The organism is Mesorhizobium sp. KR2-14, from assembly GCF_040049255.1.
Lineage (GTDB): Bacteria > Pseudomonadota > Alphaproteobacteria > Rhizobiales > Rhizobiaceae > Pseudaminobacter.
This window is the reverse complement of sequence record NZ_JBDZDR010000001.1, coordinates 700,476-722,920: the sequence shown is the minus strand read 5'-3', so window position 1 is coordinate 722,920 and position 22,445 is coordinate 700,476. Positions and strand designations below refer to the sequence as shown.

Genomic DNA, 22,445 nt, shown 5'->3' with positions numbered 1-22,445 from the left:
ACACCAGCAACGGAACGACGCACAATGAAAGCCTTAGCTCTTGCCACGGACTACGATGAAACCCTTGCCGATGAAGGCTCAGTGTCGGCGGAGGCGTTCGACGCGCTGACGAGGTTCAAGAATTCCGGGCGGAAGCTGATCCTGGTGACCGGGCGTGAACTACCGGACCTGAAGCTTACCTTTCCGGCGCACGCGATTTTCGACAGGATCGTCGCGGAAAACGGCGCGCTGCTTTATGCGCCCGAAACCGAAAACGCACGCCTGCTTTCCCCTCCGCCACCGCCGATCTTTGTCGAACGCCTGCGCCAGAGAGGCGTGGCGCCGCTGTACGTCGGGCGAACAATAGTGGCGACGTTGGTTCCCAATGAAACGATAGTGCTGGAAGAGATCAAACAACTGGGACTGGAACTCGAGATCATATTCAACAAGGGCGCCGTCATGGTGCTGCCCACCGGCATCAACAAGGCGACCGGACTGGCCGCGGCGCTCGAGGAGCTCGAGCTTTTGCCGCAGGACGTTGTGGGCATCGGCGACGCGGAAAACGACCACATGTTCCTTCGCTTGGTCGGCTACAGTGTGGCGGTTGCCAACGCGCTTCCGGCAGTCATCGAAACGGCCAGCCACACGACAACGGCCGCCCGGGGTGCCGGCGTGGCCGAGATGATCGGCAAGATCCTTTGCTCGGACACTGAATTCACCGGTACCGCTCTATAGCGGGGCTCATCGAGCGCCGGCTCTGAGGCCCCAAGGAACAAAGCGGCGGCTGGAGTGTTTTTTGGCGATATGGATCGAGCGAGGACAGGACCATGCGTAGAGCAATCATTGCAATCGCTGCCACTGCTGCGCTGATGGGTATCGGGCAGGCGCAGACCCCCGAAGCCAATGTTGCGGGGGATTTCGTCACCGTCCAGCCGACGGATATTCTTAGCTACAACCTGATTGGCCTGAACGTCACCAATAACCAGAACGAGACGGTCGGCGAAATCAAGGATCTGGTTTTGTCGAACAACACCCTTGCCGCATACATCATGTCGGTGGGCGGCTTTCTGGGCATGGGGGAACATTATGTGGCGGTCAGCCCGAGCGCTGTGAAAATCGACTACCAGGAAAACAACAAGAAATGGGTGGCGACGATGAACGCCACGAAAGACCAGCTCAAGGCGGCGCCGCAATTCAAATATGAAGGCCGGTGGAAACGCTAGGCCGCACGCATTTGTGCAGACGAGCAGCAACGGGAGCGCAAGCCGCGTTTCCCGTTTTGCTCGAAATGACTGGCAGAGCCGGCTTTTCGACGGCGTGATCGAAAGACGACCGCGACCGGGTGCCTGAGTAGTGCCGCGCATGCCAACCGAGGACAAAGACGTTCGTCAGGAAAGCCGCAGGACGCTCTGGGCGGCATCTCTGCTTCTTACGATCGTACCGGCGGGAGCGGCCGAGGCCGAAGCGCCCGTGGGCTTCGCGGGCTCCGGCGAGGGGACCTTCGTTCTTGCAATCGTCCTGCTGCTGCTGGTGGGCCGGGGGCTGGGCGAGATTTTCCAGCGCTTCGACCAGCCGGCGATCGTTGGCCAGTTGATCGGCGGCATCGTGCTCGGGCCGTCGCTGTTCGGCTGGCTGTTCCCTTCTGTTCAGCACTTCATATTCCCGCTCGATGCCCCTCAGAAGACCATGATCGAGGCGGTGGCCCAGCTCGGCATCCTGCTGCTGCTCATGCTGACCGGCATGGAAACCGACCTGAAGCTGGTGCGCAAGGTCGGGGCCTCGTGCCTGTCGATCTCCGCGGCGGGCATCCTGATCCCCTTTGTTCTCGGCGTGGCGTTTGCGTCGCTCTTGCCCCCTTCGCTGCTGCCGAACCCGGACCAGCGCCTGGTTGCCGGACTGTTTCTTGGAACGGCACTTTCGATCTCGTCGGTGAAGGTAGTGGCGATGGTGGTCCGCGAGATGAACTTCATGCGGCGGAACCTGGGGCAGATAATCGTTTCCTCGGCGGTTCTCGAGGACACCATCGGCTGGCTCACCATAGCTGTAACCTTTGCCATTGCGACCCATGGCACGGTGCAGCCCCTGAGCTTGCTGGCCACGATAGCGGCAGTGGCCGTGTTCATGGTCTTCAGCTTCACGGTTGGGCGACGCCTGGTTTTTTCGATGATCCGCTGGAGCAACGACAGCTTCCAGAGCGAATTCGCCGTGATAACCGTGATCCTCGTCATCACCGGCGTCATGGCCTGGACCACCAACCTGATTGGTGTGCACACGGTGCTTGGCGCCTTCGTGGCGGGCGTGCTGATCGGTGAATCGCCGATCCTTTCGGGCCACATCGAAGCGGAATTGCGCGGCGTGATCACCGCATTGTTCATGCCGGTGTTTTTCGGGGTGGCCGGGCTGTCGGCAGACCTTACCGTGCTTGCGGACCCCACACTCGCAATGCTTACCGTAATTCTCATCGCGATCGCCAGCGTGGGCAAGTTCAGCGGTGCTTTCCTCGGCGGAAAGCTCGTCGGCATGTCGGCGAAGGAAGCGATGGCCGTGGGCTGCGCGATGAATGCACGCGGCTCGACCGAGGTCATCGTGGCGAGCATCGGCCTGTCGATGAACATCCTGTCGCACACCCTTTTCACCATGATCGTCACCATGGCGATCTGCACCACGCTGGCGATGCCGCCAATGCTGCGCTGGGCGCTGCGGCGGCTGCCGATGACGCAGGAGGAGAAGGAGCGCATCGACCGCGAAGCCCTGGACGAACGCGGCCTCGTTGCCCGACTGGAGCGCTTGCTGGTCATCGCGGACGACAGCGCCGTGGGAAAGTTCACCGCACGCCTGGCAGGAATACTTGGAGGCAGCAGCGGTATGCCCATCACGCTCCTGCGTCAGGGCAAGCGCCCTTCGGCGGCGGCGTCGGAACGAATCCGGCCGGAAGAGCACGTGAGACAGCTGAAGCGGGCAGCCAAGACAAGCGCCGACGCCGTGCAGAAGGGCGAGGGCACCGCCATCGAGGAGGTGCATCTGACAGCTCGCGACGAGAGCCCGGTTACTCCCGAGACCGTCGCGGACGAGGCCCGCAAGGGCTATGACATGCTTTTCGTGGGGCTGGCTGGCGCACGGGACGAAGAGGCGGCATTCGCCCCCGGCTTGCGCGACATCGTCGCCGGTTTCGAAGGCGGGTTATGCCTCGTGCTGCAAGGCACCGGCACCGGAATGCCGCGCCTCAGCAGCACGTCCACCATTCTCGTCCCGGTCAATGGGACCGAGGTGGCGCGCCGAGCGGCGGACCTGGCTTTGGCGCTGGCCCGGCCTTGCAAGGCAAAGGTGAGGGCGCTCTATGTCGCCCGACAGGGAAGGGAAAGTGCTCGGCGGCCATGGATGTCGCGATGGCGGGAAGAAGCGGTGCTGAAGGAAATCGTGGAACTCGCAAACCGCTACGACGTGCCTGTCCAGACCGCGATCCGCATGCACGCCAACGCCGACAAGGTTATCTGCCGGGAGGCGAAGCAAGCTTCCCTGGTGGTCATGGGGGCTGCGCAGCGGCCCGGCCCGGAACTTTCCTTCGGCCATACGGCAACCTCCGTGGTGGCCGGGTGCCCGCAGCCGATCGTTCTGGTCGTGACCGAACGCGTGCCTTCCGACAAGGCGGTCGACGGAAAGAAGCCGGAAGGGCGTGCCACCCGAAAATAGAGCTGATTGGCGCGGGCTGCGCGGCATCTGCGCAGCGGCGGCATTGTGGCGCCGCCGCGGTGAACTTGTCCGATATTTGAAGGTCAATGGTCCGACCCAGCGGTGGGGGTTTGCCCTCGCGAGCCTCAAATATTGCCGGACGGACGCGGTTTTGCCCACGCCTCGATGGGTAATATCCCCGAATTGCTCATGGTTAACCAATCGTTAACACTAAAATACTGTGAGAGTACTCACCCGATGGGCGGGACGGCCGTAGAACCATCCACATCGATTGATGTTCACAGTCAACGAAAGGAATTTGCCATGAAGAAGCTCCTCCTTGCCTCGATTGCGGTGATCGCCATGACGGCTTTCGCGGCCGAAGGCTATGCCACCGGTGGCGGTGGTGGCGGCGGCGGCACCAGCCAGGGCGGTTCCAACAACGGGAACGGCAATGGCAATGGCAACACCGGCAACAACAACGGCAACAATAACGGCAATAACAACACGGGGTCGAACAACGGAAATAACAACGGCAACAACAATGCCGGTAACGGCAATGGCGTTGGCAACGGCAACCACAATTCTGGGAACAACAACGGAAACGGAAACGGCAACAACAATACCGGTAATAACAACGGCGGAAATAACGGAAACAACAACGCCGGATCCGGAAACGGCAACAACAACGGAAACGGAAACAAGGTCGTCGTCAAAAATCCCGGCGGCGGACACAACCATCATCATCACAAGAAGAACAAGTCGAGCACCAACGATTGAGCGATAAGGTAGAGCTTAGAGCGTAAGCAAGAAGCGAGGGCGGCTGGCTGTCTGGCAAGGCGGCCAGCCGTGTCTTCTTCGTCTTCGCAGTCCACGTCGCGGAGCAGTTCCCCGAACGGGAAGGCACCTCGACGTGACGGAACCTTGTTCGCAGGGGATCGTTAGATGCCGAACCTTCCAGGCTCTGGCTCCAAGTGAGGTGGCCATGAAAAGTAGCTTCAACCGTCGCACTTTTCTGGCCGGCGCCTCCAGCGTCGTCGTCTGGGGCGGGCCCACCCAGGCCCGCGAGATCAAGGGTGAGAGGCCGTGGGTTCCGCAGCAGGCGGATTTGCCGAACCCAAACCCCTCTTCGGACTATCTTTATTTCACGCCCGCAGAGGTCGCCTTCATCGATGCGGCGACGGAACGGCTAATTCCGGAGGACGAACTGGGGGCTGGCGCCCGTGCCTGCGGCGTGACGCTGTTCATCGACCACCAGCTTGGGGGCGCGTTCGGACGCGCCGAGGGTTGGTACATGTCCGGTCCGTGGGAAAAGGGGCAGGACACGCAAGGTTTTCAGTCGCGCTTCACCCCGGCCGCCCTCTATCGCGCCGCCGTCAAGGCGATCGATGAGCATGTCGGTAGCTCATCAGGCAAGCGCTTCGCCGATCTTGCCGCCGAACAACAGGACGCGCTGCTCAAGGATATTGAAGGCGGCAAGCTCGAGCTTGCCAATGTCGACGCCGAGACCTTCTTCAAGATGCTGCTGATGAACACCAAGGAAGGCATGTTTTCCGATCCGATCTACAGCGGAAACCGGGACATGGCCGGCTGGAAGATGCTGGGCTTTCCCGGCGCTCGGTACAACTACCGCGACTGGGTTGGCCGACACGGCCAGCGCTATGATCAGCCCCCGGTAGGCATCAGGGGCCGGCCCGCCTGGAACGGGAAGGGGTGAGGCGATGGCGCGCAAGCTTCCATCCGTCGACGCGGTTCTGATCGGGTTCGGCTGGACCGGCGCGCTGATGGCGCATCAGCTGACCGACAGCGGGCTGGACGTGCTGGCCCTCGAACGCGGCAGCTGGCGCGACACCGCCACCGATTTCGCGCCGACCTTCATTCAGGACGAGCTGCGCTATCGCTACCGCGAGCATCTGTTCGAACAGCCCGCTCGCGAAACGATCACTTTCCGCAACTCGCCGGACCAGACCGCCCTTCCGATGCGGCGGCTCGGGTCGTTCCTGCCGGGAACGGGCGTTGGCGGCTCGATCCTGCACTGGAACGGCCAGGCATTCCGATTCTTGCCCTACGATTTTCAGATCAAGTCGCAGACGATTGCCCGGTACGGAGCGCAGATGGTCCCGGACGAAATGACGATCCAGGACTGGGGCGTCACCTATGAAGAGCTCGAGCCCTATTACACGCAGTTTGACGAGCTTTGCGGCATTTCGGGACAGGCGGGCAACGTTCGAGGACAAAAACAGGCCGGCGGCAATCCGTTCGAGGGCAGTCGCTCGCAGCCTTATCCGACGCCGCCGATGCAGCAGACCTACGGGCCGACGCTGTTTGGCGAGGCGGCCTCTTCGCTGGGGCTGCACCCCTTTCCATGCCCCTCCGGCAATCTTTCGGTCGCCTACACCAATCCGCTCGGCGTCCGGCTCGCCCCCTGCACCTATTGCGGATTCTGCGAGAAGTTCGGCTGCGGCAACTACTCCAAGGCAAGTGCGCAGACGACCATCCTGCCGGTGCTGATGCACAAGCAGAATTTCACGCTTCGGACCGAAAGCGAGGTGCTCAGGATCAATCTCGATCGAAGCGGAAAGCACGCCACCGGCGTGACGTATGTCGACACCAGCGGGCAGGAATTCGAACAGCCGGCAGACCTGGTGGTCCTGTGTGCCTACATCACCCACAACGTCCGGATGCTGATGGTTTCGGGCATTGGCGAGATCTACGATCCTGCCACAGGCAAGGGCGCTCTGGGCAAGAACTACTGCTACCAGATGAACCCCTCGGTCGACATTTTCTTCGACGACAAGCTGCTCAATCCCTTCATCGGCGCCGGCGCGCTGGGCGTGATCGTCGACGACTGGAACGGCGACAACTTCGACCATACGGGCCTGGGCTTCATCCATGGCGGGTATATTGCAGGCTATGTCACGACGGGCCGGCCGATCGAAACGGAGTTGCTGCCCGAGGGCACCCCTAAATGGGGCGCCAAGTGGAAGCAGGCTTTCGTCAAGAACTACCTGACCTCCATGTCGATTTCCCTCATGGGGGCCGTGATGCCGCACAAGGCAAACCGGCTCGACCTCGACCCGACCTATCGCGACGTGCACGGCCGGCCGCTGATGCGCATGACCTTCGATTTTCAGGACAACGAGCGGAAGCTGCAGGATTTCGAAGTCGGCAAGATGGTGGACATCGCCAAGGCGATGAAACCGCGCGAGTTCAAGAAATCGCCTCGCGGTCCGCATTACGACATCACGGAATACCAGACCACGCACAATACCGGCGGCGCAATCATGGGCGCCACGCCGCAGGAAAGCGTGGTGAACCGCTATCTGCAGCACTGGGACGTGCCCAACCTGTTCGTCGTGGGCGCGAGCGCATTTCCCCACAATAGCGGCTACAATCCGACCGGCACTGTCACGGCCCTGACTCTTTGGGCAGCCAATGCCATCCGTTCCCAGTACCTCAAGCAACCCGGCCCGCTGGTGCAAACATGAGGATCTTCGCGCTTGTCGGCCTTTGCGCCGGAGGCGGTGCCCTGGCCCTCGCCTCACTGACCGCCGGGCTTGCGCATGTTGGCGAATATGCTCAACAGCAGCGTGGCCGCTACCTGACGGACCTTGGCGACTGCGCTGCATGTCACACAGCCGAGGGCGGACAGCCATTCGCCGGCGGCCGCCCGATAGAAACTCCATTCGGAACCATCTATTCGCCCAATGTCACTCCCGACCCCGACACGGGGATTGGGGCGTGGACCGACGATCAGTTCTATCGCGCCATGCATGAGGGCATAGCCGAAGACGGCACCCGACTTTATCCGGCGTTTCCCTATCCCTGGTTTACCAAGGTGACGCGGGAGGATGTGGACGCCATCCATGCCTACCTGCTGACGCTTCCGGCGGTAAGGTCGAGACGGCCCGAGAACACTTTGGTGTGGCCGCTGAACCAGTCCCTGGCGATGGTCGGATGGAACACCTTGTTCTTCCGGCCCGGGACCTTCCAACCGGACCCGGCAAAATCGGCGGAATGGAACCGCGGCGCCTATCTGGTCGAGGGGCTCGGTCATTGCGGCGCCTGCCACAGCCCGAAGAACGTCTTCGGCGCAGTGAAGGAAGCGGAGCGCTATCAGGGGTCTCAAATCCAGAACTGGTTCGCGCCGAACCTGACGGGGGATATGGGGAGCGGCCTTGGCAGATGGAGCGTGGACGACATCGTCCGTTTCCTCAAGACCGGCCACACCGAGCGCACGCTTGCCTACGGGCCCATGTCGGAAGTGGTTTCGGTCTCGACCTCGAAAATGGAGGAGTCCGATCTGCGGGCGATGGCCGAATATCTGAAATCGCTTCCGAGCCAGGCCGGCACGCCCGAGAAGGCGACCGCGGATCACGGGATCTCAAGCCAGGGCGAGGCCATCTACTACGACCAGTGTTCCGCGTGCCATCAGATCCGGGGCGAGGGCGTGCCCGGGTTGTTCCCGGCCCTGAAGGGAGGCACGATGGTGCATGCGCAGGACCCGAGCAGCATGATACGGCTGGTTCTCGAAGGCGGTCGTGGTGCGTGGACATCGCAGGACCCAAATGCGATGTCGATGCCATCCTTCAACTGGAAACTGTCGGACGAGCAGGTGGCTGCGGTGGTGAGCTACATCCGGGCCGCCTGGGGCAATGCGGCGCCGCCCGTATCTGCTGACGCCGTCAAGACCATGCGCAAAGCGCTGGAGCCCAAGAGCGAGCAGTAGAACACCCCGTTCGGCGGCATGCGCCGCAAGCGCCGGCAACCAGGTGCCATCCGCGGTCTTGGCTGGAAGTCCGGCTTTATCTTCCCGTTGGATGTCCCCTAAACTCCTGCATTTGATTTGAACGCTGGAGGACCGCGCCGCTCGTGCCACCACGCGGCAACGGCGCTGAGGACTGGGAATGACCGAGTTCAAAGCGAAAATCCAGAATGCACTGGACGAATGCCGCATCCTGGTTCTGGGCACCCAGGTCTTGATCGGTTTTGGATTCCGCTCCTTCCTTGAGCCTGGTTACGAACATTTGCCGTTCGAGGCGCAGGGCCTGAAGATGCTTTCGCTGGCGCTGCTCATCATTGCCTTCGCCGTGCTCTTGATGCCCTGCAGCGAGCACCAGATAGTCTATCAAGGCAGCGATGCTCCCGGCCTGCAGCGGATGGCGACCAGGGCCGTCGCCGTTGCGCTCGTACCGTTCTGTCTTGCCCTGTCCGCAGACGTGGGGGTGGCTCTGACGCCAGTCCTCGGGCCGCGCCCCGCCGTCGCCATAGGCCTTGTCGTGCTGGTGGCAGCGGCGGCGGCGTGGATGGGGCCGCGGGCTCTCTCGCATCGAAAGGAACGTCCCATGGCCAGCCAGCCGACGTCAGTTTCCACGAAAGTGCATCATGTCTTGACCGAAGCCAGGGTCATTCTGCCCGGAGCCCAGACACTGCTTGGCTTTGCGCTGGTCGCCACACTGATGGATGGCTTCGCCAGGCTGCCGCCGCTATCGCAGAAGGTCCACGTTGTCGGCCTCGTTTCGGTGGCGGTGTCGGTAATCATCCTGATGATGCCTGCCACCTATCACAGGCTCGTGGAAGCGGGGCAAGACAGCGAGGAGTTCCACAAGAAGGCCAGCGTGATGGTTCTGGCCGCGCTGGTTCCGCTGGGCGTCGGCATAGCAAGTGGCTTCTATGTCGCGCTGGAGCGGGCAACCGGGCACGTCCAGATCGCTGCCGTCGGGGCTTTGGCGCTGTGTGCGCTGCTCTATTTCTTGTGGTTTGCGGTTCCGTTGGCGAAGCGAGCCAGCCGGCGAAGTAACTGAGATCCGGTCCGGTACGTCGGCGCTTCGCTCGGCCTTTCCCCTTCGCTGCCCACCCCGCGAAAGGCGGAACGTTCTTTCGGGGGCGCGGTTAGTAAAGGTCCGCCCTGGAGAAGTAGCGGAGACGGCTTCCCGCCAGAGGATCGGTCGACGAAGAGGTGCAACATGGCCAGCAAACACGGAACGAAAGCCGCGGTCGAGCGGCAACAAGCCATACAAGGCCGGGTGGCCGCGGCGGACAAGGAAGGCAAGGACAAGGCTCAGGAAGGGGCCATGCAGGCCGGCGCGAGGCGATACCCGGAGCCGCCCTTTCCCAGGCAGCACCAGCCAAAGCCGGGAGAGGAGGCAAAGCTCGAACCGGCGCCGATGTACAACGCGCCATACTATCTCGGGTCCAGGAAGCTCGAAGGAAAGGCGGCTTTGATAACCGGAGGCGACTCGGGGATAGGACGGGCCGTCGCGGTGCTGTTTGCACGGGAAGGGGCCGACATAGCGATTTCTTATCTCGACGAACACCAGGACGCGGCAGAGACGAAAAAGGCTGTGGAAGCGGAAGGCCGCCGCTGCATACTGATACCTGGTGACGTTTCGGACAAGGACTATTGCCAGCGGGCTGTGACCCAGACTGTCGAGCAGTTCGGCCGCCTCGACGTGCTCGTCAATAACGCGGCCTTCCAAGTGCACGCCGCAGAGTTCGAGGACCTCACGCCGGAGCATTTCGATCAGACGGTGAAAACCAACCTCTACGGCTATTTCTACATGGCGCGCGCCGCGGTCGAGCACATGACGCCGGGGTCGGCGATCGTCAATACGGGGTCGGTCACCGGGATCGAGGGTTCCAAGGAACTGATCGACTATTCGATGACCAAGGGCGGAATTCACGCATTCACGCGCGCGCTTGCGGCAAATCTCATCGGGCAGGGCATCCGGGTGAACGCGGTGGCTCCCGGCCCGGTGTGGACGCCGCTCAATCCATCTGACAAGCAGCGCGAGGATGTTTCCAAGTTCGGGGCCAAGGTGCCGATGAAGCGCCCGGCGCAGCCCGAAGAGATTGCGCCGGCCTACGTCTTTCTCGCTTCCTCTCACTGCTCCAGCTACATAACCGGCGAAATCCTGCCGGTGATAGGCGGACACTGAAGAGCGCGGCTCGCCAAGGACGTGGATTGAAATTCGGGTACGTACTGCAGGTTGAAAAACGACATCGACGTCATGTCGGCGACTATGGCGCCTGAAATGTCGTGGAACCAATCGGTTGCATAGAAATTTATTCGAAATCCGACGAGGGCGGATTTCGCCATGCCGCAAATATTTACGGCGTCAGCCGACACTCGATTGCGGGCGTTTGCTTTGGCGATGCTTTTGCTTCTAGTGACGGTGACGTTCTTCACTGCGGGATATGCCAGCTCCAGCTATGAGACGCTCGTCGGCTGGGTGCGTGATCAACCCGTTCCCTTCAGTCACGAGCACCATGTCGGCGGCCTGGGCATAGACTGCAGCTACTGCCACACCTCCGCGGAAACGAGCGCGGAGGCAGGACTTCCAGCGACGCATATCTGCATGACCTGCCATTCGCAGATCTGGACGAACGCCGCGATGCTGGCGCCCGTGCGCGACAGCCTCGCCGACGGCAAGCCGCTCGAGTGGCGCCGGGTCGCGCGGGTTCCGGACTATGTCTATTTCAATCATTCGATCCATCTGGCCCGCGGCGTGCCGTGCGTCACTTGCCACGGACGCGTGGACCAGATGCCCTTGATGGCGCGTGCACAGCCCTTCCAGATGAAATGGTGCCTCGACTGCCACAGGAACCCCGCGCCGCATCTGCGCCCGCCTTCCGACATCACGCGCATGGACTGGTCCGAGTGGGACAGCCAGCCCGAAGAACACCGGCTCTACGGCGCGCTGATGGTGAAAGCTTACGGGCTGCAGCCGTCCAAGCTCGACAACTGCAACATCTGTCACCGGTGACCCAATGGAACGGCGAGAGGGACGTCAAGGCAAGCCGACCGGCGGGGGCACCGTCGAAGCTTCGTTTGCGGCGCCCGGACCCTTAATCGACCGAAGGGCAATGATGAAGGCGATGATCGCGTCGCTCGCCCTGGCCAGCGGATGCACCGGTGAGCCGGACGAGATGGCCTTGCCCTATGTCAATGCGCCCGAAGCCGTCACGCCCGGGAAGCCGAAATGGTATGCGACGGCCTTGACTTTCGCCGGATATGCGCAGCCGGTCCTGGGCAAGACCTATGTTGGCCGCCCCGTAAAGCTGGAAGGGAATCCCGATCACCCCCTTACCGGCGGCGCCACCGACATCTTCATGCAGGCGGCGTTGCTCGGACTCTACGATCCCGCGCGGTCGCAAGGGCCGGCCCATCTTGGGCAGCCGACCAGCTGGCAGGCGTTCGACACCGCCATCGCGGAGCGCGCCGAAGAACTGAACCGGCGCCAGGGGGCAGGGTTTCGCCTGCTGACCGGCCCGGTGTCCTCGCCAACGCTGGTCAGGCAGATCGGCGCATTGCTCGCCCGTTGGCCGCAGGCGCGCTGGCACGTGTTCGACGCGGTTGACGAAGACAACCGGGCTGCCGCAACGAAGATGCTGTTCGGCCGCGAGCTGGCGCTGCACGCCAGGCTCGACCAAACCGAGGTGGTCGTCAGCCTCGACGACGATCTGCTGGGCCCCGGGCCACGGCAGGCGAGCAACAGTCATCTCTGGTCGACCCGGCGCCTCGCTTCCCAGGCGGGCTCCGGCGTGTCCCGGTTGTTCGTGGCTGAACCGACCCCGACGCTGACGGGCGCGAAGGCCGACGACCGGCTGATCGTGCGGCATGCTCGCATCGGGGAAATCGCGAGCGCAATTGGCGGGGAACTCGGTCTTGAGGGTCCCGTCGCACAACTCTCCGAACGCGAGAAGGAGTGGGTCGCTTCGGCCGTTCGCGCGCTGCGCGGCAGCCAGGGCCGGGCGCTACTTTCCGTCGGAGCGCAGTACAGCGCCGAACTGCAGGCTTACGGGCTGCTGATCAACGAGAAGCTTGGCGCGTTCGGCACGACGCTCGGCTTCACCGAGCCGATCATCCAGCCGGCGTCGAACCCGGAACAATCCCTCGAAGCGCTCGTGCAGGACATGGATGCGGGCCGGGTGGACACGTTGGCCGTGCTCGGCGTGAACCCGGTCTACGCGGCACCGTCGGACCTGGCCCTTCGCAAAGCGATGCAGAAGGTAGCGTTCAGGCTGCACGCCGGGCTTTATTTCGACGAAACGGCGGAGCAATGCCAATGGCATGCGCCGCTCCAGCACGAACTGGAAAGCTGGAGCGACGCGCGTTCGGCCGACGGCACCGCAAGCATCGTGCAACCTCTGGTGCGGCCGTTCTATGCCGTGCGCTCGGCGCATGTGCTGCTGGACAAGCTGTCGGGCGGCTCGGGCACGGACAGGGACCTGGTGCAGGCCACATGGCGCGCCAACTGGGGCAGCGATTTCGACGCCCGCTGGCGCGACGCGCTCTTTCGCGGCTTCGTGGAAAACAGCGCATTCGCCCCGGTTTCTGCCGCGCCGGTCGACCGCTCCGTGCGCCCTCAAATCGAGCCGGACCAGCCGGAAAAGCTCGCCGTTCTGCTGCGGCCGGACCCCACGGTGTGGGACGGCTGCTTTGCAGACAATTCCTGGCTGCAGGAAACGCCCAAGCCGCTGAGCACGATCACCTGGGGCAATGTCGTCGCGGTCAGCCCGCATCTGGCGTCGATGCGCAAAATCACCAACGGCGACGAAGTGCGCTTGTCAGTGCAGGGCAGGGAGATCGTCGGGCCGGCCTGGGTGCAGCCGGGGCAGGAGCCTGGGACGATAACTTTGACCCTGGGCTATGGCCGCGCTCGAAGCGCGATTGCCGGCGGGCTCGGCTATAACGCCTTCACGCTCCGCACCGCGCGGGAACCGTGGCACCTCACGGGCGCCTCGCTCGATGTGACGGGCGCACACGCGACCGTCGCTTGCACCCAGCCTCACCAGGCCATGGACGGCTACGACTTCGTGCGCACCGTCGATAGCGCCCGCGCGCATGAGCAGGTCGAAGGGGTCAGCCACGGCCCGAGTCTCTATCCCGAGCGCGCATGGGAAAGCCCGTCATGGGGGATGTCGATAGATCTCGATCTGTGCACCGGCTGCAGCGCCTGCGTGGTTGCCTGCGTGGCCGAGAACAACGTTCCCATGGTCGGCAAGGAACTGGTGGCCGAGGGGCGCCACATGCACTGGCTGCGGGTGGACCATTATCATGAGGGCGATATCGCCGCGCCCCGGTCCTACTTCCAGCCCGTTCCCTGCATGCATTGCGAGCAGGCCCCGTGTGAAATGGGATGCCCGGTCAACGCGGCCGTGCACAGCTTCGACGGGCTGAACCTGCAGGTCTACAATCGCTGCATCGGCACCCGCACATGCTCGTCCTACTGTCCCTACAAGGTCCGCCGCTTCAACTGGTTCGACTATACCGGCGACGATCCCGCATCCGTGAAGGCCATGCGCAATCCTGACGTGACGGTGCGCAGCCGCGGCGTCATGGAAAAATGCACCTACTGCGTCCAGCGCATCGCCGAGGCACGGATCTCCGCCCAAATTGCCGGCCGGCCGGTCCAGGATGGCGAGGTTGTGACCGCCTGCCAGCAGGCCTGCCCGACCAGGGCGATCGTGTTCGGCAATATTCTGGATGCCAAAAGCGAAGTCAGCCGGCGCAAGGCGACCACACGCAATTACAGCCTGCTCGAGGAGGCCAACACCAGGCCACGAACCACCTATCTGGCCCGGATCGAAACCAAGGAAGATCCGGACGGCAGGGAGGGGCAAAAATGACCAGCAGCGAAGGCGAGCTCTCTGCGGTCACCGAAGAGGTCACGCGAATTCCCCTCGCTTATCCGGAGCCGCGAGCGTGGTGGATCTGTTTCGGATTTTCGCTTCTTCTGCTGCTGACGTTCCTGGCTTCGGCGGCTATGGTTTTCGGGCGAGGCGTCGGAGTCTGGGGCAACAACATCCCGGTCAACTGGGGCATCGCCATCTCCAACTACATCTGGTTCCTGGGCATCGGCCATGCCGGAACGCTGATCTCGGCGATGCTCCTGCTGTTGGAGGCGCATTGGCGCAATTCGCTCAATCGCTTCGCCGAGGCGATGACGCTTTTCGCCGTCATCTGCGCGGGACTTTACCCGATCCTGCACCTGGGGCGTCCGTGGTTCTTCTACTGGATGGCGCCTTATCCGAACACCATGACGATATGGCCCCAGTTCAAGAGCCCGCTGAGCTGGGATTTCTTTGCCGTGCTGACCTACCTGACCGTCTCGGCGCTGTTCTGGTATATCGGCATCGTGCCGGACCTGGCCGCCACGCGAGACCGCGCAAGGAAGCGGCGGTATCAGGTCTTCTACGGGCTCGCCGCGCTCGGCTGGCGGGGCTCGGCGCGGCACTGGGTGCGCTGGCGCCAATCCTACAGGCTGACCGCGGCGATTGCCGTGCCGCTGGTCGTGTCGGTGCATTCGGAAGTCTCGCTGCTGTTTGCGGCCGGGCCGCTGCCGGGCTGGAACTCGACCGTCTTTCCCCCCTATTTCGTGCTGGGGGCGGCGTTTTCCGGCTTTGCCGTGGTTTCGATGATCGCGGTGGTGCTGCGGCACGCGCTCGGCCTCGGCAACCTGGTCACCGCACGTCATCTCGACCTGCTTGGAAAGCTGCTGCTCGCGACCGGGCTCATGACCGCCTACGGCTATGTCATAGAGGTGTTTGACACGCTCTATGGCGGCGATCGCCAGGAGATGGACACGCTGATGAGCCGGGTGGCGGGCACCTATGCCTGGAGCTACTGGGGCGCGGTGGTGGCCAACTTCGTGCCGCTGCAGCTTCTGTGGTGGCGCGGTGTGAGGACCAACCCGATACTGCTGTTCCTGATCGGCCTGTCGGTGGCGGTCGGAATGTGGCTGGAGCGCTACATGCTGCTGGTGACCGGGCTTTACCGCAATTACCTCGTCTCTTCCTGGGGGGACTATCATCCGAGCTTCTGGGAATGGAGCCTTTTCGCGGGCATGCTGGGCGTGTTCCTGGCTCCGTTCCTGCTTTTCGTGCGGTTCCTGCCGGTAATTTCCGCTTTCGAGATCAAGGAGACGCTTTTCGAGGAACGGGAGGGCGCGCAGCATGCGTGAGCCTTCGCCCCAGACGGATTGTTTTGGGCTGCTGGCCGAGTTCAGCCGCCCGGAACAGCTTCTGGACGCGGTGCGGCGAACGCGAAAGACGGGCTATCGGCGGATCGAAGCCTACACCCCATTTCCGGTGGAGGGCCTCGGCGAAGCGCTCGGCTTTGATGATCAGCGGGTGCCCTGGGCGACTTTCGCCGGCGCCGTTATAGGCGCGGCGGCTGGTTACGGCATGCAGGTCTACACCAATCTCGATTTCCCCATCGACATTGGGGGGCGGCCGCTGCTGGCCACGCCTGCCTTCATGCTCATCACTTTCGAACTGTCCGTCCTGTTCGCCGTCACGTTCGCGATCGGGGCAATGCTCGTGCTGAATCGGCTTCCGCGCCTGCACCACCCTCTTTTCGATCTGGACCGCTTCCATCTGGCGAGTTCCGACAGGTTCTTCCTTGTCGTCTTCAGCGACGACGACAAGTTCGACCGCAGCCGCACCCGGCGCTTCCTGGACGGACTTGGCCCGGTGCGGGTGGATGTCGTCGCCCACACGGAGCAACCGGAATGAGGCGCGCGCTGCTGACCCTTTGCCTTGTGTCGGCCGGCTGCGACCAGATGAGCCATCAGCCCCGATACGATTCCTACGAACGCAGCACCTTGTTTGCGGACGGGACGTCGATGCAGGCGCCGCCCGGCGGGACGATCGGCCGCGACGATCCCGCCCTGGCCGCGGAGCTTGCACAGCGGCCCGACATCACTCCGCAGCTTCTCGAACGAGGCCAGCAACGCTTCGGCATCTATTGCTCGCCGTGCCACGACTACTCCGGCAGCGGACATGGCACCGTGCCCGCGCGCGGCTTTCCACAACCGCCGAGCTTCCATATCGATCGGTTGCGCCAGGCGCCCTCGCGCTATTTCGTCGAGGTCATCACCACCGGCCATGGCGTGATGTACTCCTATGCCGACCGCGTTACCCCTCGCGACCGATGGGCGATCGCAGCTTATATCCGTGCCCTGCAACTCAGCCAGGACGCACCGGCGGCACTGCTCACGCCTGATGAGCGCGCCAGGCTGGAGGCGCAGCCATGAACGGCTACCGGCAGCTCAGCAGGACGACGTTGTTGGGAGCTGCCATCGGTTTCGGTGCCTGTGCGGCGTGCCTTCTGCTGGGCGTGGTCGACGCCCACGCTGCACTTGCGGGCTGGCTCGTCGGCTTCGCGTTCTGGAGCGCCTTGCCGCTGGGCTGTCTGGTCCTGCTGATGATGATGCGCCTCATTCCCGGGCGGTGGACCGAAGAACTGGCCGGGCCGGCGGAAGCCGCCCTGTTTCTGCTTCCCGCAACCCTGGTCGCGGTGCTGCCCGTGCTTGGCCGCCTCGATCGGCTCTATCCTTGGGTAGGGCGCCCGCAGCACACGCCGTTCCGGGAGGTCTACCTCAGCCCCTGGTTCTTCTCGTTGCGCACTTTGGCGCTTCTTGCCGGGTCGATGCTGCTGGCCTCTCTGTTGATCATGCGCCCGCGCTGGTCGGTGCCGGTCGCTTCGGCGGGATTGATTGCCTTCGTCCTGCTCAACAGCGCGGTTTCGGTCGACTGGCTGATGTCGCTCGATCCCGGATTCCACTCTTCGGGTTTCGGGCTATACGTGCTGTCGGTACAGTGCACGATCGCGCTTTCGCTGTTGGTGTTGATGCGGGCTGCAGCGCCGGGCGACCTCCGCGATGGGACGGTCGGCGCCTTGCTGCTCACTGCGCTGCTGCTTTGGGCATATTTTGCCTTCATGCAGTATGTGATCATCTGGTCCGGAAACCTTCCGCAAGGGGCGGCGTGGTACATCTTGCGCGGCTCGGGAGGCTGGGCAGCGGTGGAATACGCCCTGGCCGGGCTGCAGCTTGCCCCGGCGTTCCTGCTCGGCTTTCCCCCCGTGAGGCGCAGCCGGGCGTGGCTGGTCGCATGTGCGTCCGCGGTGCTCGCTGGCAAGGCACTTGAAGTCTCCTGGCTGGTGCTTCCGGCGACCGGAGGCGGGGCTGTCGCAGTCGTCGCGGCGCTTCTTGCGCTGTGCGGTCTGGGCGTGCTTGCAGTTGGCGGGCTGGTGCTCGTCCAACGCAGCCGCATGAAACCGGCAAGCAAGGGGGCAGTCCCATGAAGGCGGCCCGGAGCGTCGGCGGCGAATTGGCGTATGAGCCCAGCGACGCGTCTCCGCGTCTGGTCGCCTACTCGGTTCTCGCGCTTCTTGCGGGCATCGTCATATCCGGCGTCATCGTCGCGGGTGTGCTGTGGCTTGTGACGCCGAGCCCGCCCGCCATTGTGCCCCTGTCGCCGCCAGCAGCGCAGTTGCCGCCGCCGCCCCGGCTGGAAACCACGCCCGAAGCCGACAGGTTGCAGATCGAGGCCAAGGCGCAGGCCATGCTTGGTGGCTACGCATGGGTCGACAACGCCAAGGGCCGCGTGCGGGTGCCGATCGAGAGGGCCATGAAGCTGCTGGAGGAGCAGGGATGGCCGGATGCGCAAGGCGGAGGCGCGCAATGAGGGCCGTGGCTGTGCTTCTGTTCTGGCTGGCAACAACGTCCGTTGCTTCAGCCTTCGACCCATTCTCCGAAGCTCGCATCGATCAACGGCCGGGGAGCCAGCTTCCGCTGGAAACGACATTTCGGGACGAGAACGGCCGGTCGCTGGTTCTCGGCAGCCTCGCGGCAGGCAAGCCGATGCTGCTCGCGCCCGTGGTGCACAACTGTCCCAACATCTGCGGGGTCACGCTGTCGGGCCTCGCCGAAGCGGTGCTTGCGCAGCCGCTGAAGGCCGGAGCCGATTTTGCCATTGTCGCGTTCAGCATCGATCCCCGCGAAGGCCCGGCCGAAGCGAGAAAGTCACTGGCCGAACTGCGCGAACGGTTTCCGGCGCTTGCGCCCGGCGCGGTCCACGCGCTCACCGGTGCGCCGGATCAGATTGCGGCGCTGACGAATGCCATGGGATATCGCTACGGCTGGGACGAGCAACTCGGCCAATACGCGCATGTGGCAGCGGTTGCCGTGCTCACCCCCGAAGGTCGGCTTTCGCGCTGGCTGTATGGGCTGGCGCCGGACCCGGGCGACCTGCGGCTGGCTCTCGCCGAAGCGGGAGGGGGCAAGCGGGGCTCCTGGCGCGAACAGTTCCTGCTGTTGTGCTATCGCTACGACCCGCAAACCGGGCGCTACGAGCCCCTGGTCTGGCTCCTTTTGCGGATCGGAGCCGGGGCCACCGGGGGCATCGGCGCCTTGCTGATCGCATCGGCGGTCATGCGCGAGCGCCGGGCTGCGAAACGGGTTGGCCCATGAGCGGCCTGTTGGAATTCTGGCCGCCCGAAGCGTCCAGCTATGGCCGGCATGTCGACCTTGTGCTTGCCAGCATGTCGGTGCTGACGCTTGCGCTGTCGGCGCCGGTCTTCGTGCTCATCGTGGCGTTTGCGGTGAAGTACCACCGCGGCAAGGCAGCCGACCGCAAGCACCCCGCCAACCGCAACGTCTGGCTGGAAGTTTCTTGGGCGGTCGTGCCGTTCGTGCTGACGTTTCTGCTGTACATATGGGCCACGCAGCTTTTCAGCGGCCTGTATCGTCCGCCTGCCGACACGCTGGACATCGCCGTGGTCGGGAAGCAGTGGATGTGGAAGTTCCAGCATCCGACGGGCCAGCGCGAGATCGACGAACTGCATGTTCCGATTGGCCGGCCGGTCCGGCTGACCATGACCTCCGAGGACGTGATCCACAGCCTGTTCATCCCCGCGCTGCGGATGAAGCGGGACGTTCTGCCGGGCCGTTATGTCATCATGTGGTTCGAAGCGGATACGCCCGGCACCTACCGCCTGGCCTGTGCCGAGTTCTGCGGCACCGACCACTCACGGATGACGGGGAGGTTCATCGCGCAAAGCCCGACCGATTATGCGCAATGGCTCGAGCAGGCGGGCTCCAACCAGACGCTGGCTGTCGAGGGCGAGAAGCTGTTCCGCCAATTTGGGTGCAGCGGCTGCCACGGGCCTGCCGCGACGGTCCACGCCCCCTCGCTGGCCGGGCTCTATGGCCGGCACGTGCCGCTCGAAAGCGGGGAGGTGGTGCTGGCTGACGACCAGTACATTCGCGACAGCATTCTCCTGCCGCAATCCCAGATCGCGGCAGGCTATCCGCACATCATGCCGACGTTCCAGAACGTGTTGAGCGAGGACCAGGTTCTCAAGCTGGTGGCCTACATCAAGTCGCTGGCGACCGAGGAGGGGAGGAGATGAGCAAGGCAGGGTCGCCCGGCGCGCGTCCGGATCCGGCAAATCTCGACGACCGCGGGCTTTCGGAAACGGAACTCCAGCGGCAAAGCTATCTGCGTGCCGGTCGCACGCTGAGGTCCTGGCTGCTTACCCACGACCACAAGCGCATTGCGATGCTCTACCTTATCTCCGTCACGCTCTTCTTCTTCATCGGCGGCTCGGCCGCGGCGCTGGTGCGGCTCGAATTGCTGGCGCCGGGTGGACGCTTCCTGTCCAACGAAGGCTACAACCGCACCTTCACGCTGCACGGCGTTGTGATGGTCTGGTTCTTCCTGATCCCCTCGATCCCCAACACATTCGGCAATTTCCTGGTTCCGCTGATGATCGGGGCGCGAGACCTAGCCTTTCCGAGGCTGAACCTGCTGAGCTGGTACATCTATATGCTCGGAGGTCTCTTCACCCTCTTCGTGCTGATCGCGGGGGGCATCGATACGGGCTGGACCTTCTACACCCCGCTGTCGTCGATGTTCGCCAACGGCTGGGTGGTGCTGGCGGCCACTGCCGTCATCATCGTGGGCTTCTCGTCGATCCTGACGGGGCTCAACTTCATCGTCACCATCCACAAGCTGCGCTGCCCCGGCATGACCTGGGGCCGCCTTCCGCTGTTCGTCTGGTCGATCTACGCCACCTCCCTGGTTCTGGTTCTGGCAACCCCGGTCCTGACGCTCACCCTTGCGCTCATCATCGCCGAGCGTGCGTTCGGGCTCGGCGTGTTCGATCCCAAGCTGGGAGGCGACCCTCTGCTCTACCAGCACCTGTTCTGGTTCTACAGCCACCCGGCCGTGTACATCATGGTTCTGCCGGCGCTGGGCGTGGTCAGCGAGCTTGTGGCGGCGGCGGCGCGAAAGCCGGTCTTCGGCTACACCTTCGTGGCGGCGTCTTCGATCGCCATCGCCGTCATCGGCTTTCTCGTCTGGGGCCATCACATGTTCGTTGCCGGCCAGTCCATGTATGCCAGCGCGATCTTCTCGTTTCTCAGCCTCGCCGTGGCCGTGCCCTCCGGCATCAAGGTCTATAACTGGACGGCGACGCTGTATAAGGGGCACATCTCGCTCGACCCGCCGTTCCTGTTTGCCATGGCCTTCATCGGGCTGTTCGTGGTGGGCGGCATGACCGGCCTCGTCCTGGCCATGCTCGCGGTCGACGTGCATGTCCATGACACCTACTTCGTGCTGGCTCACTTCCACTACATCATGGTGGGCGGCACGGTGTCGGCCTTCTTCGGGGCACTGCACTTCTGGTGGCCCAAGATGATCGGGAGGACCTACTCGCTGGTCTGGGGGCGGCTATCGGCAGCGTTCATCTTCATCGGGTTCAACCTGACCTTTTTCCCGCAGTTCCTGCTCGGCTATCTCGGCATGCCACGGCGCTATCACCTCTATCCGCCGGAATTCCAGACCTTGCACGTCCTGTCGTCCGCCGGGGCCAGCCTGCTCGCGGTCGCCTACCTGCTGCCTTTTACCTACCTGCTCTATTCGATGCGCTACGGGGACCCGGCGGAAGCCAACCCCTGGGACGTCACGGGTCTGGAATGGACGGTTCCCTCTCCGCCGCCGAAACACAATTTCGACAGGCAGCCGGAAGTTTCGCGCCCGCCCTATGATTATGAGATCGAGATGGAGGGCGAAGATGCCGCAGCAAGGCGTTGAACTGCAGGAGCCGTTTGCAAAACCCGCCCAACAGCGCCTGGCCGATATTTTGGGCACCTATGTGTTCCTGACCACCGAAATCATGCTGTTCGGCGGGTTCTTCGTGCTGGCGATGTTCCTGCGCATCGCCTATCCCGAAGAATATGTCAGGTCATCCAAGGCGCTCCACCTGTTCATCGGCGGCGCCAACACGGCCGTGCTGCTCACGTCCAGCCTGCTGGTTGCGCTTGCAGTGCAGGCCGCGCGATCCGGCGCGAGACGGTGGGCCGCGTGGTGTCTGGCGGGCGCCAGCCTTCTTGGCATTGCCTTCCTGTGCCTGAAGGCGTTCGAGTACAGCCTCGAATATTCGGAAGGAATGCTGCCGGTGCCCGCCTCAGAGGCGCAATTCAGCTCGCCGATGCAGCACCTGTTCATGAACCTGTATCTCCTGGCGACCGGGCTGCACGCCCTGCACGTGACTGCGGGTGTCGTTCTGCTGGCCGGCATGGGCTACGGGATTGCAAGAGGAGCGTTGCGCGTGCCCACCCGCTCGGTGGTGGTCGAAGCAGGCGGCCTCTACTGGCACGTCGTCGACGTGATCTGGGTGTTCCTGTATCCCGTTCTGTACCTGGCGAGGTGAAGGCGATGAAGGCTTTGCTTTGGCCCGTCTTTGCCTGGATCGCCTCGATCTGCCTGCTCACGGCCACCGTGGCGGCGAGCTTCGCAGTGACCGGTCCCACCTCCATCACGGTAAGCCTCGGGATTGCGCTGGCCAAGGCGGCGCTGATCTGCTGGTTCTTCATGAACTTGAGAGCCGAAAGCGGATTGCTGCGGCTCGCGGCGGGCGCGGCCGCCATCTGGCTTCTGATTTTCCTGGCACTGGTGGCAGCCGACTATGCAACGCGATCGTAATCCGCGACGGGAATTCGACG

The 22,445-nt window shown here is 63.5% G+C and carries 20 protein-coding genes and 1 pseudogene; all 21 read left to right on the top strand.

Going from position 1 to position 22,445, the window contains the following annotated elements:
- Positions 1-24: 24 nt before the first annotated feature.
- Positions 25-687: pseudogene (locus tag ABLE86_RS03350) on the top strand (HAD family hydrolase); the annotation flags it as partial.
- Positions 688-806: 119 nt separating this feature from the next.
- Positions 807-1,202 carry a PRC-barrel domain-containing protein gene (locus ABLE86_RS03345; RefSeq protein WP_348777483.1) on the top strand — a complete coding sequence of 132 codons (396 nt, stop codon included), beginning with the start codon at positions 807-809 and terminating at the stop codon, positions 1,200-1,202.
- Between the two features lie 139 nt (positions 1,203-1,341).
- Complete coding sequence (locus tag ABLE86_RS03340; RefSeq protein ID WP_348777482.1) at positions 1,342-3,669, top strand: cation:proton antiporter; 2,328 nt, start codon at positions 1,342-1,344, stop codon at positions 3,667-3,669.
- Positions 3,670-3,801: 132 nt separating this feature from the next.
- Positions 3,802-4,428: a hypothetical protein gene (locus ABLE86_RS03335; RefSeq protein ID WP_348777481.1), complete on the top strand. Its 627-nt coding sequence runs from the start codon at positions 3,802-3,804 to the stop codon at positions 4,426-4,428.
- Positions 4,429-4,633: 205 nt separating this feature from the next.
- Positions 4,634-5,365 (top strand): gluconate 2-dehydrogenase subunit 3 family protein, encoded by a 732-nt coding sequence (locus ABLE86_RS03330; RefSeq protein ID WP_348777480.1) that lies wholly within the window; start codon positions 4,634-4,636, stop codon positions 5,363-5,365.
- A 4-nt stretch (positions 5,366-5,369) separates the two neighbouring features.
- Positions 5,370-7,136, top strand: coding sequence for a GMC family oxidoreductase (locus tag ABLE86_RS03325; RefSeq protein ID WP_348777479.1), 1,767 nt, complete (start codon positions 5,370-5,372; stop codon positions 7,134-7,136).
- Positions 7,133-8,377, top strand: coding sequence for a cytochrome c (locus ABLE86_RS03320; RefSeq protein WP_348777478.1), 1,245 nt, complete (start codon positions 7,133-7,135; stop codon positions 8,375-8,377). The genes ABLE86_RS03325 and ABLE86_RS03320 overlap by 4 nt, the downstream gene beginning before the upstream one ends.
- A 178-nt stretch (positions 8,378-8,555) precedes the next feature.
- A complete protein-coding gene (locus ABLE86_RS03315; protein WP_348777477.1) occupies positions 8,556-9,452 on the top strand; it encodes a DUF6328 family protein in 897 nt (298 codons plus the stop codon).
- A 162-nt stretch (positions 9,453-9,614) separates the two neighbouring features.
- Positions 9,615-10,586, top strand: coding sequence for an SDR family oxidoreductase (locus ABLE86_RS03310; RefSeq protein ID WP_348777476.1), 972 nt, complete (start codon positions 9,615-9,617; stop codon positions 10,584-10,586).
- Positions 10,587-10,745: 159 nt separating this feature from the next.
- Positions 10,746-11,414, top strand: coding sequence for a cytochrome c3 family protein (locus ABLE86_RS03305; RefSeq protein ID WP_348777475.1), 669 nt, complete (start codon positions 10,746-10,748; stop codon positions 11,412-11,414).
- 100 nt (positions 11,415-11,514) lie between these two features.
- Complete coding sequence (locus ABLE86_RS03300; RefSeq protein ID WP_348777474.1) at positions 11,515-14,280, top strand: 4Fe-4S dicluster domain-containing protein; 2,766 nt, start codon at positions 11,515-11,517, stop codon at positions 14,278-14,280.
- Entirely contained in the window at positions 14,277-15,614 is a 1,338-nt protein-coding gene (gene nrfD, locus ABLE86_RS03295) for an NrfD/PsrC family molybdoenzyme membrane anchor subunit (protein ID WP_348777473.1), read from the top strand. Before ABLE86_RS03300 ends, nrfD begins: the two co-directional genes overlap by 4 nt.
- Positions 15,607-16,167, top strand: coding sequence for a DUF3341 domain-containing protein (locus tag ABLE86_RS03290; RefSeq protein WP_348777472.1), 561 nt, complete (start codon positions 15,607-15,609; stop codon positions 16,165-16,167). Before nrfD ends, ABLE86_RS03290 begins: the two co-directional genes overlap by 8 nt.
- The gene (locus tag ABLE86_RS03285) at positions 16,164-16,688 is read left to right on the top strand and encodes a cytochrome c (RefSeq protein WP_348777471.1); all 525 of its coding nucleotides are present in this window, start codon (positions 16,164-16,166) and stop codon (positions 16,686-16,688) included. Before ABLE86_RS03290 ends, ABLE86_RS03285 begins: the two co-directional genes overlap by 4 nt.
- Positions 16,685-17,740: a hypothetical protein gene (locus ABLE86_RS03280; protein ID WP_348777470.1), complete on the top strand. Its 1,056-nt coding sequence runs from the start codon at positions 16,685-16,687 to the stop codon at positions 17,738-17,740. The genes ABLE86_RS03285 and ABLE86_RS03280 overlap by 4 nt, the downstream gene beginning before the upstream one ends.
- Positions 17,737-18,123 (top strand): hypothetical protein, encoded by a 387-nt coding sequence (locus tag ABLE86_RS03275; RefSeq protein WP_348777469.1) that lies wholly within the window; start codon positions 17,737-17,739, stop codon positions 18,121-18,123. The genes ABLE86_RS03280 and ABLE86_RS03275 overlap by 4 nt, the downstream gene beginning before the upstream one ends.
- On the top strand, positions 18,120-18,908 hold the full coding sequence (locus ABLE86_RS03270; protein WP_348777468.1) for an SCO family protein: 789 nt from the start codon (positions 18,120-18,122) through the stop codon (positions 18,906-18,908). The genes ABLE86_RS03275 and ABLE86_RS03270 overlap by 4 nt, the downstream gene beginning before the upstream one ends.
- Positions 18,905-19,849: a cytochrome c oxidase subunit II gene (coxB, locus tag ABLE86_RS03265; RefSeq protein ID WP_348777467.1), complete on the top strand. Its 945-nt coding sequence runs from the start codon at positions 18,905-18,907 to the stop codon at positions 19,847-19,849. Before ABLE86_RS03270 ends, coxB begins: the two co-directional genes overlap by 4 nt.
- Complete coding sequence (locus tag ABLE86_RS03260) at positions 19,846-21,534, top strand: cbb3-type cytochrome c oxidase subunit I (RefSeq protein WP_348777466.1); 1,689 nt, start codon at positions 19,846-19,848, stop codon at positions 21,532-21,534. The genes coxB and ABLE86_RS03260 overlap by 4 nt, the downstream gene beginning before the upstream one ends.
- Positions 21,515-22,153 carry a cytochrome c oxidase subunit 3 gene (locus ABLE86_RS03255; RefSeq protein WP_348777465.1) on the top strand — a complete coding sequence of 213 codons (639 nt, stop codon included), beginning with the start codon at positions 21,515-21,517 and terminating at the stop codon, positions 22,151-22,153. The genes ABLE86_RS03260 and ABLE86_RS03255 overlap by 20 nt, the downstream gene beginning before the upstream one ends.
- Positions 22,154-22,158: 5 nt before the next feature.
- Positions 22,159-22,425, top strand: coding sequence for a cytochrome C oxidase subunit IV family protein (locus ABLE86_RS03250; RefSeq protein WP_348777464.1), 267 nt, complete (start codon positions 22,159-22,161; stop codon positions 22,423-22,425).
- The last annotated feature ends 20 nt before the right edge of the window (positions 22,426-22,445 follow it).